Consider the following 14,232-nt stretch of genomic DNA (forward strand, 5'->3'; position numbering starts at 1 on the left):
CGGCAGCGGCTGATGTCACTGCGGGCACGCGAGCCCGGCAAGATCCAAACGAGAGGCCCTGGGCCCTGGGCCCTGGGCTCTGAACGGGCCCAGGGCGGCCGAGCGGTGACCGTAGCCGAGGCCGTGCCGCCTACAGCGCGCACTGATCGGTGTCGACCTGCTGGTTGGCGGTCCTGCCGAGCGTGATGTCGTCGCGGATCTCATCGGCCGTCAGGGCGTAGCCGGTCTGCGGGTCGTCGAGCGACCTGGCGAAGATGACTCCGTACACCTTGCCCTCGGGCGTGAGGAGCGGGCCTCCGGAGTTGCCCTGCCGTACGGTCGCGAACAGCGAGTAGACATCGCGCTGCACCTCGCCGCGGCGGTAGATGTCCGGCCCGTTGGCGTTGATACGACCGCGAACCCGCGCCGAGCGCACGTCGTACGCGCCGTTCTCCGGGAAGCCCGCGACGATCGCGCCGTCGCCGGTCACCGCGTCCGCGTCGGTGAACTGAAGCGGCGTCGCCGGAAGGTTCGGCACGTCCAGTACGGCGATGTCGCGCTGCCAGTCGTAGAGGACGACCTTGGCGTCGTACAGCCGTCCCTGACCGCCTATCTGGACCGTGGGCTCCTCGACGCCGCCCACGACATGCGCGTTGGTCATGACCCGGCGGTCGGCGAAGACGAAACCGGAACCTTCGAGGACCTTGCCGCAGCTCGGTGCCGTACCGACGACCTTGACTATCGAGTTCTGGGCACGGGCCGCGACCGGGCTGCCGGCGAGCGCCGGATCCGGCGGCCGGACCTCGGTGATGGGCTCGTTGTCGAACGGGCTGAAGACCTGCGGGAAGCCGTTCTGCGCCAGTACGGAGGAGAAGTCCGTGAACCATGCCGACGCCTGCGTGGGCACCACCCTGGAGACGCCGAGCAGCACCTTGGAGCTGCGGACCTCCTTTCCGAGCGTCGGCAGCGACGTCCCGGCGAGGGCCGAACCGATCAGCCAGGCGACCAGCAGCATGGCCACGACATTGACCAGCGCGCCGCCGGTGGCATCCAGGGCGCGGGCGGGCGACCACGTGATGTGACGGCGCAGCTTGTTGCCGAGGTGTGTGGTGAAGGCCTGGCCGACGGAGGCACAGACGATCACTATGACGACCGCGACGACGGCGGCCGTCGTGGAGACCTCGGAGTCCGCCGTGAGCCTGGCCCAGACCACGGGGAGCAGATAGACCGCGACGAGACCACCGCCGAGAAAGCCGATCACCGACAGGATGCCGACGACGAACCCTTGGCGGTATCCGACGATCGCGAACCATACGGCGGCGAGCAGCAGCAGGATGTCCAGCACGTTCACCGTCAATAGCCTCGCTAGCCTCGCAGATACGTCTCGGTCGCCCCGCCCGGCCGGTGGCCCGGCAGCACAAGGGCCCGGCGGCCGGTGGCGGACATCGCCACGGCCACAGAGCCCCGGAAGGGTTACCGCCCCCGGAAGGGCACGGCATGAGGGTCAGCCTGTCATGCGCGCCAGTCGAGCGGGACCTCCTTCGACCGGTCCCACGGCCGCTCCCAGCCCGCGAAATGCAGAATCCGGTCGATCACTCCGGCCGTGAAACCCCAGACCAGGGCAGATCCCACCAGAAAGGCCGGGCTGTGATGGCCTCTGGGATGACGGGTGATCGCGCGGTTGGCCGGATCCGTGAGTTCCGCCACGGGCACGGTGAAGACGCGGGCCGTCTCCGCGGGATCGACCACGCCGACGGGCGTGGGGCTGCGCCACCAGCCGAGGACCGGCGTCACCACGAAGCCGCTCACCGGGATGTAGAGCCTCGGCAGCACGCCGAAGAGCTGGACGCCCGAAGGGTCGAGACCGGTCTCCTCCTCGGCCTCGCGCAGTGCCGCCCTGAGCGGTCCCGTGGTCGCGGGATCGCCGTCCTCGGGATCGAGAGAGCCGCCCGGGAACGAGGGCTGGCCCGGATGCGAGCGCAGGCCGCCGGCCCGCTCCATCAGCAGCAGCTCGGGGCCCCGAGGGCCGTCGCCGAAGAGGACCAGCACGGCGGACTGCCGTCCGTCGCCGCTCGCCGGCGGCAGAAAGCGGCTGAGCTGCTCCGGCGCCACGGTCTGCGCGGCGCGCTCGACGGGCGCGAGCCAGTCGGGCAGCCCGTCGGTGGTGACGGCGACCTCCGTCGCCGTCGGATCGCCGTACGTCCTGTCGGTTCGTGCCATACGCACCCCTGTCGCTCCCTGTCCCTCAACGCGTGCCGCCCGTCGGATCGTTCCGCCCGTACGAGCGGTCCGGACCGCCCCGCGCCCGCAGCGACGTATCCCGTAAGGCGTCGTTCATACGGCGCCCATCGGCGCCGCCGCCTTGCCCGGATAGTCGGGCGGCGGGTTCAGCCGCTGGCCCGGATATCCGCCCATCTCGTACTTGAGCAGCTTCCGCGCCTTCTCCGGATCCGTCTCGCCCTCTCCGTACGAAGGGCAGAGATGCGCGATCGGACAGGCGCCGCAGGCCGGCTTGCGGGAGTGGCAGATACGGCGGCCGTGGAAGATCACCCGGTGCGAGAGCATCGTCCACTCGCTCTTCGGGAAGATCGCCGCGATCTCGGCCTCGACCTTCTCCGGATCCTCCTGCTCGGTCCACTTCCAGCGCCGGACGAGCCGGCCGAAGTGCGTGTCGACGGTGAGGCCGGGGACCCCGAAGGCGTTGCCCAGCACCACGTTCGCCGTCTTGCGTCCCACACCGGGCAGGGAGACGAGATCGTCGAGCCGGCCGGGCACCTCGCCGTCGAAACGGTCGCGCAGGGCCGTGGAGAGCCCTATGAGCGACTTCGTCTTCGCCCGGAAGAAGCCGGTCGGCCGGATGATCTCCTCCAGCTCCTCCGGCACGGCCGCGGCCATGTCCTCGGGCGTCGGATACTTCGCGAAGACCGCGGGCGTGGTCTGGTTGACCCGGAGATCGGTGGTCTGCGCGGACAGGACCGTCGCGACCAGCAGCTCGAACGGGTTCCGGAAGTCCAGCTCGGGATGGGCGTACGGATAGACCTCGGCCAGCTCACGGTTGATCCGCCGGGCCCGGCGGATCATCGCCAGTCTCGACTCCGGCTTGGCTTTTGTCGCTTTTGCGGCTTTCTTCGGTTTCGCCGAGGGCTGTTCGCCCACAGCGGAATTTGGCTCCGCGGACACTCTTTCAGCCCCCTTGGCCTGCGCTGTCATCGGCGGATTCGACACCCGGCCAGCGTAAAGCCCCACACCGACATCCGCCCCGGCCATGGCCGATCGCCACTCGAATCGGCCTCACGGGCACATGTCCGGACGTTCGTGCGTCAAACTTGTGACCGATCGCATGGTTTCGGACAAGCGGAATCCGGTGGAGGGCCGAACGGTCCAGGGATGCCAAGCCACCCGAGAAGAAGCGGCACGTACGGCATCATGGGGACGACGGTCCCCGCGCAGGTGGGGACCACGGTTCCCTGAGCAGGTCGACAAGGAGAGAACACGTGGACGACGTTCTGCGGCGTGCCCCGCTCTTCGCGGCGCTCGACGACGAGCAGGCGGCAGAGCTGCGCGCCTCGATGAGTGAAGCGACGCTCGCGCGCGGTGACGCGCTCTTCCACGAGGGCGACCCCGGCGACCGGCTGTACGTGGTCACCGAAGGCAAGGTCAAGCTCCACCGCACCTCCCCCGACGGCCGCGAGAACATGCTGGCCGTGCTCGGCCCCGGTGAGCTGATCGGCGAGCTGTCCCTCTTCGATCCGGGCCCGCGCACCGCCACCGCTACCGCGCTCACCGAGGTCAAGCTCCTCGGTCTGGGCCACGGCGATCTCCAGCCCTGGCTGAACGCCCGCCCGGAGGTGGCCACGGCCCTGCTGCGCGCCGTCGCCCGCAGGCTGCGCAAGACCAATGACCAGATGTCCGACCTGGTCTTCTCCGATGTTCCCGGCCGGGTGGCTCGTGCGCTCCTCGATCTGTCGCGCCGCTTCGGTGTGCAGTCCGAGGAAGGCATCCATGTCGTGCACGACCTGACGCAGGAGGAGCTGGCACAGCTCGTCGGCGCGTCCCGTGAGACCGTCAACAAGGCGCTGGCCGACTTCGCGCAGCGCGGCTGGCTGCGGCTGGAGGCGCGCGCGGTGATCCTGCTGGACGTGGAGCGCCTCGCGAAGCGCTCGCGCTGACCGGCTCGAAAGGAGGGTCCTTCCATCCCGGAAGGACCCTTCGGCACGTCGGGACAGGACAGGGCAGGGCAGGATCTAGATGAGCCCGTGCTCGCGCAGATACTCCAACTGTGCCCTTACGGAGAGTTCGGCCGCCGGCCAGAGGGACCGGTCGACAGCCGCGTAGACATGGGCGACCACCTCGGAGGGCGTGCGGTAGCCGTTCTCGACGGCCGTCTCGATCTGGGCGAGCCGGCTGGCCCGGTGGGCGAGATAGAACTCGACCGCGCCCTGGGCGTCGTCCAGTACGGGACCGTGGCCCGGCAGCACCGTATGGACGCCGTCGTCGACCGTGAGCGAGCGCAGCCGGCGCAGGGAGTCGAGATAGTCGCCGAGCCTGCCGTCCGGATGGGCGACCAGCGTGGTACCGCGGCCGAGGACGGTGTCTCCGGTCAGCACCGCGCGGTCGGCGGGCAGATGGAAGGAGAGCGAGTCGGCGGTGTGGCCGGGCGTGGGCACGACCCGTAGCTCAAGACCGCCGGTGGTGATGACGTCGCCGGCCCCCAGTCCCTCGTCGCCCAGCCGCAGCGCCGGGTCCAGGGCCCGTACATGGGTACGTGTCAGCGCGGCGAAGCGCGCCGCGCCGTCCGCGTGGTCCGGATGGCCATGGGTGAGCAGGGTCAGCGCGATCCGCTTGCCGGCCTTCTCGGCGACGGCGACGACCGCTCGGAGATGTGCCTCGTCCAGCGGGCCCGGATCGATGACGACCGCCGACTCGGAGCCCGGTTCGGAGACGATCCAGGTGTTGGTGCCGTCCAGAGTCATCGCGGACGGGTTCGGGGCGAGGACATTGATGGCGCGCGCGGTGGCCGGACCGGAGAGCGCTCCGCCACGCGGCTGTCCGGGGAGAGCGGCGGCGTCGGTCATCGAGGACCTCCGGTCGGGTCGACTCGCTTGGTGAACTCGTCGTGTCCCGGCCAGCTCAGCACCAGCTCCCCGTCCTCCAGCCGTGCCGTGGCCAGTACGGGCGTCATATCGCGGCCCTCGGCACCGGCGAGCGCCTCGGCGGCCGTACGGTACGACTGGAGCTGACGCAGCGTCGAGACGGTCGGCGGCATCATCAGCAGCTCGCCCTTGTCGTACGCCGCCGTCGCCTCGGCGGGGCGGATCCACACCGTACGGTCGGCCTCCGTGGAGGCGTTCCTCGTACGCTGACCGGTCGGCAGCGCGGCCACGAAGAACCAGGTGTCGTAGCGGCGCGGCTCGAACTCCGGCGTGATCCAGCGGGTCCACGCGCCGAGCAGATCGCTGCGCAGCACCAGTCCGCGGCGGTCCAGGAAGTCCGCGAAGGACAGCCCGCGGTCGACCAGGGCGGCGCGGTCGGCCTCCCAGTCGTCGCCCGTGGTGTCGCTCACGACGCTCTCCGCGGACTCGCCCGCGAGCAGGACTCCGGCCTCCTCGTAGGTCTCCCGTACCGCCGCGCACACGATGGCCTGTGCGGAGGCGGCGTCGACGCCGAGCCGGCGTGCCCATACGTCGCGGCCGGGACCGGCCCAGCCGATGAGCCGGTCGTTGTCGCGTGGATCGACTCCGCCGCCCGGATACACGTACGCGCCGGCGGCGAAGGCCATGGAGGCGCGGCGCCGCAGCATGTGTACGAAGGGACCCGGGCCGAAGGGACCCGGGCCGCCGGAACCGGCCGTACGGTCGGAACCAGCCGTACGGTCGGAGCCGCCCGGAGCGGCCGGACCACCTGGATTGCCCGGAGTGGCCGGACCGCCCGGACCGTCGCGCAGGAGCATCACCGTCGCGGCCCGCCGGGGAGTCGCCGCGGTGATCTCACCGGCGGCGAGGGCACGGATCCGCACGGGCCATTCGGGCGGGTACCACTGACCATTGGGCATGGCCGGATGCTATGCGCTGAAGCGGTGATGTTCGAGAGGCCCTCGTGAGGAGCATGTGGTCCGGCCACACAGGCCAGGCGACAGACTGTTCCGCCCTGCCGCGCCCGGCCCTGCCCTGCCCTGCCCTCGTACGTCTATGCCTACGCCTCAGTCCTCGGTCAGCTCGACCTGGATCTCGACCTCGACCGGTGAATCCAGCGGCAGCACCGCCACGCCGACGGCGCTGCGCGCGTGCACGCCCCGGTCGCCGAGGACCTGTCCGAGCAGCTCGCTCGCACCGTTCAGGACGGCCGGCTGCCCGGTGAAGTCCGCGGCCGAGGCGACAAAGCCCACGACCTTGACCACACGGGCGATACGGTCCAGATCGCCGGTGACCGACTTCACGGCGGCCAGCGCGTTGAGCGCGCAGATACGGGCGAGCTCCTTGGCCTCTTCCGCGGTGACCTCGGCGCCCACCTTGCCGGTGACCGGAAGCTTGCCCTCCACCATCGGAAGCTGTCCCGAGGTGTAGACGTACGCACCCGTCCTGACCGCCGGCTGATAGGCGGCCAGCGGCGGTACGACCTCGGGCAGCTTCAGCCCCAGCTCGGCGAGGGCGGCCTCGACGGCTCCGCTCATGCGGTCTTCTCCCGCTTCAGATAAGCCACGAGCTGCTCGGGATTGTTCGGCCCGGGAACGACCTGGACGAGCTCCCAGCCGTCCTCGCCCCAGGTGTCCAGAATCTGCTTGGTCGCGTGCACGAGAAGAGGCACGGTCGCGTACTCCCACTTGGTCATGGGCCCGACTGTAGCCGCACCGCGCGGCGGCCTCGTGCGTAGCCCGGGACCCTACTGGTTAGGCTCGAATGTGTGAGCAGGCTCCAGGTCGTCAGCGGCAAGGGCGGCACCGGTAAGACGACGGTCGCCGCCGCACTCGCGCTCGCCCTCGCGACGGAGGGCAAGCGCACGCTCCTCGTCGAGGTCGAGGGCAGACAGGGGATCGCGCAGCTCTTCGAGACGGAGGCCCTTCCGTACGAGGAGCGGAAGATCGCCGTCGCCTCGGGCGGCGGCGAGGTGTACGCGCTGGCCATCGACGCCGAGCGCGCCCTTCTCGACTATCTCCAGATGTTCTACAAACTCGGCAGCGCGGGCCGGGCGCTGAAGAAGATCGGCGCGATCGACTTCGCCACGACGATCGCGCCCGGCGTCAGGGACGTACTGCTGACCGGCAAGGCGTGTGAGGCGGTACGGCGCCGGGACAAGCAGGGACGTTTCACTTATGACTACGTGGTGATGGACGCGCCGCCCACCGGTCGTATCACCCGCTTTCTGAATGTGAACGACGAAGTGGCGGGACTGGCGAAGATCGGCCCGATACACAATCAGGCGCAGGCCGTGATGCGCGTCCTGAAGTCGCCCGACACGGCGGTGCATCTGGTGACGCTGCTGGAGGAGATGCCCGTCCAGGAGACCGCGGACGGTGTCGCCGAGCTACAGGCCGCCGAGCTGCCGGTCGGCAAGGTCATTGTGAATATGGTGCGGCCACATGTTCTCGATGAGGCCGCTGTGCGCGCCGCGGCGGGCGACCGTCGTAAGGAGGTCGCCAAGGCGCTCGCGGCGGCCGGAGTGAGCGCGCCGACGAAGCTTGTCGGTCCGCTGCTCGAACAGGCCGCGGAACACGCCCAGCGAGTGGAGCTGGAGCGGGAGCAGAGGGCGGTCCTGAGCAAGCTCGGGCTGCCGACATACGAACTCCCGCTGATCGGGGAAGGAATAGACCTCGCCGGTCTCTACCGGCTGGCGAGGGAGCTACGGCAACTCGGGAAGGCCTTCTCATGACGCTGGATCCGGCAGCCGCGCCGCTCGAAATCGATCCGCTGCTCGACGATCCGGCCACCCGCATCATCGTGTGCTGCGGCTCAGGAGGCGTCGGCAAGACGACGACCGCGGCGGCTCTGGGCGTACGGGCGGCGGAGCGCGGCCGGAAGGTGGTCGTCCTCACCATCGATCCGGCCCGCCGACTCGCCCAGTCCATGGGCATCGACGCGCTCGGCAACACTCCGCGGCAGGTCAAGGGCATCGAGGGACCGGGCGAACTGCACGCCATGATGCTCGACATGAAGCGGACCTTCGACGAGATCGTCGAGGCGCACGCGGACACGGAACGGGCCCGCGCGATTCTGGAGAATCCCTTCTACCAGTCCCTGTCGGCCGGTTTCGCGGGCACGCAGGAGTACATGGCGATGGAGAAGCTCGGCCAGCTACGGGCCCGCGACGAGTGGGATCTGATCGTCGTCGACACTCCGCCCTCGCGCTCGGCGCTGGACTTCCTGGACGCGCCGAAGCGCCTCGGCTCCTTCCTGGACGGGAAGTTCATCAGACTGCTGATGGCTCCGGCGAAGATGGGCGGCCGGGCCGGGATGAAGTTTCTGAATGTCGGTATGTCGATGATGACGGGCACGCTCGGAAAGCTGCTCGGAGGTCAGTTCCTGCGCGATGTACAGACGTTCGTGACGGCGATGGACACGATGTTCGGCGGGTTCCGTACGCGCGCCGATGCCACGTACCGGCTGCTCCAGGCGCCGGGCACGGCGTTTCTGGTGGTCGCGGCGCCGGAACGGGACGCGCTGCGGGAGGCCGCGTACTTCGTGGAGCGGCTGGCCGCCGAGGAGATGCCGCTGGCCGGACTGGTCCTCAACCGTGTCCATGGCAGCGGCGCCGCCCGGTTGTCGGCCGAGCGGGCGCGGGCCGCGGCAGAAAATCTTGAAGAGAGCCGCATTGTGGATCAGATGGCTGGGAAAGCTCATGTTCGTGGCAGTGCTGCCCCGGACGGCTTTTCTCCCGAAGCCGCCGAGGCGCACGAAGCCGCAGAAGCCGCCGTACATCACTCGCCCGACCCCACCGCGCCCGCACCCCCCCTGTCCGAGCCGCCGCCCGCACCAGCACCATCCGACCCGTCTGATCCGTCCGACCCATCCGCGCCGTCAGAGCGCGCTGCGGATTCCGCGTCCGCGCAAGACGCTGACGTACGTACTTCCGCACATACGTCTGTCACAAGTGTGGAACAACTGACCGCGGGTCTGCTGCGCCTGCACGCCGAGCGTATGCAGGTGCTCGCGCGTGAAGAGCGGACGCGTGACCGTTTCACCGCGCTCCATCCTGAGGTGGCGGTGGCCGAAGTGGCCGCCCTGCCGGGCGATGTTCACGACCTCGCAGGGCTCAGGGCCATCGGTGATCGTCTCGCGGATGGTCGTGCTACGACCTGAGCGGCGGAGACGTCGTGGTGGGCGGCACGGCTGATCGAGCCGCGGCAGCCTCGCAGGAAGTCCCTTGGGACCGTCCTGACCTGCTTACTTACTCAATGACTTCTGGCTTGACGACTTCCCAGCAGCCCCCAGGGACCTTGCAGGGATGGAGACATGACAGACCGAGCACCTGACACCTGACGGACGAGCACATGGCACAGACGAGCACGTGACAGAACCACCGGCCACGGATCGGACCGGACCACACGCACCTGCCTGCCCGCCTGCCGGCGTATCGACCGACGTGACTGGCCGACCGCGTGACTGGCCGACCGACATGCGCCGTGTGGCTACCCGACCGCCGCGTACGTCTCGTACGTTTCGTCATCCTCCAAGCCCACGGGCAGCAGGCCCGCGCTGCGCTCGTACTCCGTGCGCGCGGTCTCAAGCAGCCGTCGCCAAGAAGTGACGGTCGGACGCCTGCGCAGCAGTGCGCGGCGCTCCCGCTCGGTCATCCCGCCCCACACGCCGAATTCGACGCGGTTGTCCAGCGCGTCGGCCAGGCATTCCGTACGCACCGGACATCCGGTGCACACCGCCTTGGCCCTGTTCTGCGCCGCACCCTGCACAAACAGTTCATCTGGATCGGTAGTGCGGCAAGCTGCCTGCGCACTCCAGTCGGTTACCCAGCCCATGCTGGCGCCGTCCTCTCCCGAATTGAGGCTCCCCCACGGCGGCAGCGGCATATTCACCGTTGCCAGTTGAGGACGTTACGGAAGGCGGGCACAGCGCAACACCCCCTTCGGGCCCAATCTTGAATGGTCCGAACGGACTATGCGTACGCGGCAGATCACCCAGGGGAGTGACCCGAGGGCATAGTCGACTGATCCGACATAGTCAGGCATCTCGCTTGGGTCACAACGGGCATCAGCTAGCAGGTGGGGGCGTACCGGACAGCGCTTCCCATGCTTCGGGGTTCACAGGAAGTTCATGTCCGGGGCTTGATGCGCAACCGCGTGGCTGTGACAGTTGGGCACAGCTTAGGCCAGAGCCTTGACGCGTGTCCGGCGAATGAGAACGTAGGCTGCCCTCATGCCAAAGAAGCGCTCGGGCGGGGGTCTGACCGGGACCCAGCAGGCCGCCAAGTTCCTCGGTGTCAGCGTGCTCGCGGGAGCGGTGCTGGCAGGAATCGCCCTGCCGGCCTTCGGTGCGCTGGGGCTCGCGGCCAAGGGAACGGTCGAGGGATTCGACGAGATCCCCGCCAATCTCAAGACGCCGCCGCTGAGCCAGCGCACCACGATCCTGGACTCGAAGGGCGGCCGTATCGCCACGGTCTACTCCCGCGACCGCACGGTCGTACCGCTCAAGGACATCTCCCCGTACATGCAGAAGGCGATCGTCGCGATCGAGGACTCGCGGTTCTACGAGCACGGGGCCGTCGACCTCAAGGGCGTGCTGCGGGCGCTCAACCGCAACGCGCAGTCGGGCGGCGTCGCCCAGGGCGCCTCGACGCTGACCCAGCAGTATGTGAAGAACGTATTCGTGGAGGAGGCCGGCGACGATCCGGAGAAGGTCGCCGCGGCCACCCAGCAGACCCTGGGCCGCAAGATCCAGGAGCTGAAGTACGCGATCCAGGTCGAGGAGGAGCTGGGCAAGAAGAAGATCCTGGAGAACTATCTGAACATCACCTTCTTCGGGCAGCAGGCGTACGGCATCGAGGCCGCCGCCCAGCGCTACTTCTCCAAGCCCGCCAAGGATCTGAAGGTGGAGGAGGCGGCGATGCTCGCGGGCATCGTCCAGTCGCCGAGCCGCTACGACCCCGTCAACGACGAGGAGGAGGCCACCAAGCGGCGCAACACCGTGCTCCAGCGGATGGCCGACGTCCGTGACATCTCGCAGGCGGAGGCCGACCGCGCCAAGGCCACGCCGATCAAGCTCAATGTGAGCCGGCCCAAGAACGGCTGCATCACGGCGGTCAGCGGGGCCGGCTTCTTCTGTGACTACGTACGCTCGGTCTTCCTCAACGATCCCGTCTTCGGCAAGGACCGCGAGGAGCGCGCCAAGGTCTGGAACCAGGGCGGGCTGACGGTCCGTACGACACTGGATCCGCAGGCGCAGAACTCGGCCCAGGAGTCGATCAAGGACCATGTCTTCCAGAGCGACCCGGTCGCGACGGCGCTGACCATCGTCGAGCCGGGGACGGGCAAGATCCTGGCGATGGGTCAGTCGAGGCCGTACGGCTTCGGGAAGAACGAGACCCAGATCAATCTGTCCGTCGACCAGAAGATGGGCGGTGGCGCGGGCTATCAGCCGGGCTCGACCTTCAAGCCGATCGTCGCGGCGGCAGCACTGGAGCGAGGCATTCCGGCGACGCAGAGCTTCCCTTCCCCGTACGAGATGACGTACCCGACTCCGGTGCAGACCTGCGACGGACCGTGGACGGACGAGAACATCCCGGTCGAGAACGAGAACGAGGCCGAGGTCGGGCCGTACTCGATGAAGGAAGCGACCGCCAAGTCGGTCAACACGTACTACGTACAGCTCATCAGTGAGATCGGTGTCTGCCCGGTGACCGAGCTGGCCACGAAGATGGGTGTGAAGCGGGCCGACGGGAAGAAGATCCAGCAGGTTCCTTCGATCACCCTGGGCACGCAGGAGGTGTCGCCGCTGACCATGGCGTCGGCGTACGCCACCTTCGCCAGCCGCGGTACGTACTGCACTCCGGTCGCGATCGAGTCGATCCTCGGCCCGAACAAGAAGCCGATGCCGGTGCCGAAGTCGAAGTGCGACCGGGCGATGTCCGAGACCACCGCCGACACCATCAACACGCTGCTGAAGGGCGTGGTGGAGGACGGTACGGGACAGCAGGCGGGCCTCGGCAGCCGGCCGAGCGCGGGCAAGACCGGTACGACGGACTTCCGCTACGCGGCCTGGTTCGTGGGCTACACGCCCAATATGTCGGGCGCGGTCTGGGTCGGTGACCCGCGGCACTCCAGGAAGATGGTCGACATCACCATCGGCGGCGAGTACCAGGACAAGGTCTTCGGTGGTGAGGTTCCGGGACCGATCTGGAAGGACGCGATGTCCGGCGCGCTGGACGGCAGGCCGGCTCCGGGCTTCAACGAGATCAGCATCCCGGACGCGCCGAAGGCCCCGGAGGAGGACCCGAACAAGCCGGGCACCGACGCGGGCCAGGAGAACGCCGGACAGGACAACGGCGGCCAGAACGGCAGGCCGGGCGGCACCCAGGGTCCGCTTCCGGGCGGACCTGGCGGACCGGGCAGCTCGACGTCGGGCCTGCTGGGCGGCGGCCAGAACGGCGGCGGAAACGGGAACGGCGGCCAGGACGGCGGCGGGAACTTCCCGTAGGCGCTGGGCTGAACATATGAGGTGACAGAGGCGCCCGGTCGGCGAGAAATCACTGACCGGGCGCTTCTGTATGTGTTGCCTGGGGGCGGGGCCTGAAGGGGCGAGGCGAGGCGGCGCGAGAAGAGGAGCGACGTCAGCGCTCAGTCCCCGGGACCTGAGATGTCCAACGCTTCGGACGCCCCAGGTGCCTCAGACGCCTCAGGTGCCTCAGACACCTCAGACGCCTCAGACGAGGGACTGCTTGACGAGGGCGGCGACGCGACCGCCCTCGGCGCGGCCCGCGACCTTGGGGTTCACGATCTTCATCACGGCACCCATCGCGCGCGGGCCCTCGGCTCCGGCCGCCTTCGCCTCCTCGACGGCCTGGGCGACGATGGCGCCCAGCTCCTCGTCGGTGAGCTGCTTCGGCAGGTACGCATCAAGGAGTACGCCCTCCGCCCGCTCCCGCTCGGCCTGCTCCGGGCGCCCTCCCTGGGTGAAGGCCTCCGCCGCCTCACGGCGTTTCTTCGCCTCCTTGGCGATCACCTTCTGCACCTCGTCGTCGGAGAGCTCGCGCGCCGTGGTGCCCGAGACCTCCTCCTTGGTGATCGCGGAGAGCGTCAGCCGGAGCGTGGCGGAGCGCAGCTCGTCGCGTGCCCTGATGGCCTCGGTGAGGTCTTCCTTCAGCTTGGACTTAAGGCTGGTCATGAGGCCAAGTGTGGCAGGTGCACCGTCGTGGCCGCCCACGGATTACGCGTCGGTACGGTGTCTGCGACGATGGGCGCATGCGCGCACGCTACGGAGTACCCCTGGGAATCGCGGCGGTCGGAGCGGCCGGCCTCGCCTACGCCGCCGGCTTCGAAGCCCGTTCGTTCCGACTGCGACGGATCTCCGTCCCGGTGCTGCCGCGGGGCATGCGTGATCTCCGGGTGCTCCAGGTCTCCGACATCCATATGGTGAGCGGCCAGCGCAAGAAGCAGCGGTGGCTCCAGTCGCTGGCGGGACTGCGGCCCGACTTCATCGTGAACACGGGCGACAACCTCTCGGACCCGGAGGGCGTACCGGAGGTACTGGACGCGCTGGGCCCGCTGATGGAGTTCCCGGGCGTCTATGTCTTCGGCTCGAACGACTACTACGGGCCGAAGCTCCGTAACCCGGCGCGTTACTTCTTCGAGAAGGCCCAGGGACGCCACGGCCTGAACGGCAACGCTCCGGCCGTCTCCGCGGTGCACAACCCGTGGGAGCCGATGCGCGACGCCTTCGACGCGGCGGGCTGGGTGGGCCTGAACAACTCCCGCGGCCGGCTCAAGATCGACGGCCAGGAGATCGCCTTCACGGGCGTGGACGACCCGCACATCAAGCGGGACAGATACGAGCGGGTCGCGGGCGGCCCCGAGCAGGACGCGGACCTCTCGATCGGCGTGGTGCACGCGCCGTATCTCCGCTCCCTGGACGCCTTCACCGCCGACGGCTACCCCTTGATCCTGGCGGGCCACACCCATGGCGGCCAGCTCTGCATCCCTTTCTACGGAGCGCTGGTCACCAACTGCGACTTGGACACGGACCGCGTCAAGGGCCTCTCCACCCACCACTCCGCCGGCCACACCTCCTACCTCCACGTCTCCGCGGGCTG

14 protein-coding genes are annotated in these 14,232 nt (G+C 68.9%); 5 read left to right on the forward strand and 9 right to left on the reverse strand.

What is annotated here, in order from left to right; translation table 11 throughout:
* Positions 1 to 130: 130 nt before the first annotated feature.
* The 3 genes from GA0115259_RS26720 to nth form a co-directional block, all read right to left on the reverse strand.
* Complete coding sequence (locus GA0115259_RS26720) at positions 131 to 1,330, reverse strand: MarP family serine protease (RefSeq protein ID WP_093601768.1); 1,200 nt, start codon at positions 1,328 to 1,330, stop codon at positions 131 to 133.
* Between the two features lie 161 nt (positions 1,331 to 1,491).
* Positions 1,492 to 2,199: an NUDIX hydrolase gene (locus GA0115259_RS26725; RefSeq protein WP_093601770.1), complete on the reverse strand. Its 708-nt coding sequence runs from the start codon at positions 2,197 to 2,199 to the stop codon at positions 1,492 to 1,494.
* Between the two features lie 114 nt (positions 2,200 to 2,313).
* Positions 2,314 to 3,189: an endonuclease III gene (gene nth / locus GA0115259_RS26730; protein WP_093601790.1), complete on the reverse strand. Its 876-nt coding sequence runs from the start codon at positions 3,187 to 3,189 to the stop codon at positions 2,314 to 2,316.
* Between the two features lie 284 nt (positions 3,190 to 3,473).
* On the opposite strand from nth, the gene GA0115259_RS26735 reads away from it, so the two are divergent.
* Positions 3,474 to 4,148, forward strand: coding sequence for a Crp/Fnr family transcriptional regulator (locus tag GA0115259_RS26735; RefSeq protein WP_015034542.1), 675 nt, complete (start codon positions 3,474 to 3,476; stop codon positions 4,146 to 4,148).
* Between the two features lie 75 nt (positions 4,149 to 4,223).
* Here GA0115259_RS26735 and GA0115259_RS26740 read toward each other — a convergent pair whose 3' ends face one another.
* The 4 genes from GA0115259_RS26740 to GA0115259_RS26755 form a co-directional block, all read right to left on the reverse strand.
* A complete protein-coding gene (locus GA0115259_RS26740; RefSeq protein ID WP_093601772.1) occupies positions 4,224 to 5,054 on the reverse strand; it encodes an MBL fold metallo-hydrolase in 831 nt (276 codons plus the stop codon).
* Positions 5,051 to 6,031 carry an NUDIX hydrolase gene (locus GA0115259_RS26745; protein ID WP_093601774.1) on the reverse strand — a complete coding sequence of 327 codons (981 nt, stop codon included), beginning with the start codon at positions 6,029 to 6,031 and terminating at the stop codon, positions 5,051 to 5,053. The genes GA0115259_RS26740 and GA0115259_RS26745 overlap by 4 nt, the downstream gene beginning before the upstream one ends.
* Positions 6,032 to 6,178: 147 nt before the next feature.
* Positions 6,179 to 6,649, reverse strand: coding sequence for a RidA family protein (locus GA0115259_RS26750; protein WP_093601776.1), 471 nt, complete (start codon positions 6,647 to 6,649; stop codon positions 6,179 to 6,181).
* Positions 6,646 to 6,807, reverse strand: a complete 162-nt coding sequence (locus tag GA0115259_RS26755; RefSeq protein WP_093601778.1) for a DUF4177 domain-containing protein — start codon at positions 6,805 to 6,807, stop codon at positions 6,646 to 6,648. The genes GA0115259_RS26750 and GA0115259_RS26755 overlap by 4 nt, the downstream gene beginning before the upstream one ends.
* 72 nt (positions 6,808 to 6,879) lie before the next feature.
* On the opposite strand from GA0115259_RS26755, the gene GA0115259_RS26760 reads away from it, so the two are divergent.
* Positions 6,880 to 7,845, forward strand: coding sequence for an ATPase BagA (locus GA0115259_RS26760; protein WP_093601780.1), 966 nt, complete (start codon positions 6,880 to 6,882; stop codon positions 7,843 to 7,845).
* Positions 7,842 to 9,272, forward strand: coding sequence for an ATPase BagB (locus GA0115259_RS26765; RefSeq protein WP_161230474.1), 1,431 nt, complete (start codon positions 7,842 to 7,844; stop codon positions 9,270 to 9,272). The genes GA0115259_RS26760 and GA0115259_RS26765 overlap by 4 nt, the downstream gene beginning before the upstream one ends.
* 329 nt (positions 9,273 to 9,601) lie before the next feature.
* Here GA0115259_RS26765 and GA0115259_RS26770 read toward each other — a convergent pair whose 3' ends face one another.
* A complete protein-coding gene (locus tag GA0115259_RS26770; protein ID WP_030353248.1) occupies positions 9,602 to 9,946 on the reverse strand; it encodes a WhiB family transcriptional regulator in 345 nt (114 codons plus the stop codon).
* Between the two features lie 397 nt (positions 9,947 to 10,343).
* On the opposite strand from GA0115259_RS26770, the gene GA0115259_RS26780 reads away from it, so the two are divergent.
* On the forward strand, positions 10,344 to 12,620 hold the full coding sequence (locus GA0115259_RS26780; protein ID WP_093601784.1) for a transglycosylase domain-containing protein: 2,277 nt from the start codon (positions 10,344 to 10,346) through the stop codon (positions 12,618 to 12,620).
* A 225-nt stretch (positions 12,621 to 12,845) separates the two neighbouring features.
* Here GA0115259_RS26780 and GA0115259_RS26785 read toward each other — a convergent pair whose 3' ends face one another.
* On the reverse strand, positions 12,846 to 13,307 hold the full coding sequence (locus tag GA0115259_RS26785) for a GatB/YqeY domain-containing protein (protein WP_093601786.1): 462 nt from the start codon (positions 13,305 to 13,307) through the stop codon (positions 12,846 to 12,848).
* A gap of 77 nt (positions 13,308 to 13,384) precedes the next feature.
* On the opposite strand from GA0115259_RS26785, the gene GA0115259_RS26790 reads away from it, so the two are divergent.
* Positions 13,385 to 14,232 (forward strand): metallophosphoesterase (locus GA0115259_RS26790; RefSeq protein ID WP_093601788.1); only part of this gene is annotated, 848 nt, incomplete at its 3' end.

The organism is Streptomyces sp. MnatMP-M17 (assembly GCF_900091995.1).
In the GTDB taxonomy this organism is placed as follows: Bacteria; Actinomycetota; Actinomycetes; order Streptomycetales; family Streptomycetaceae; genus Streptomyces.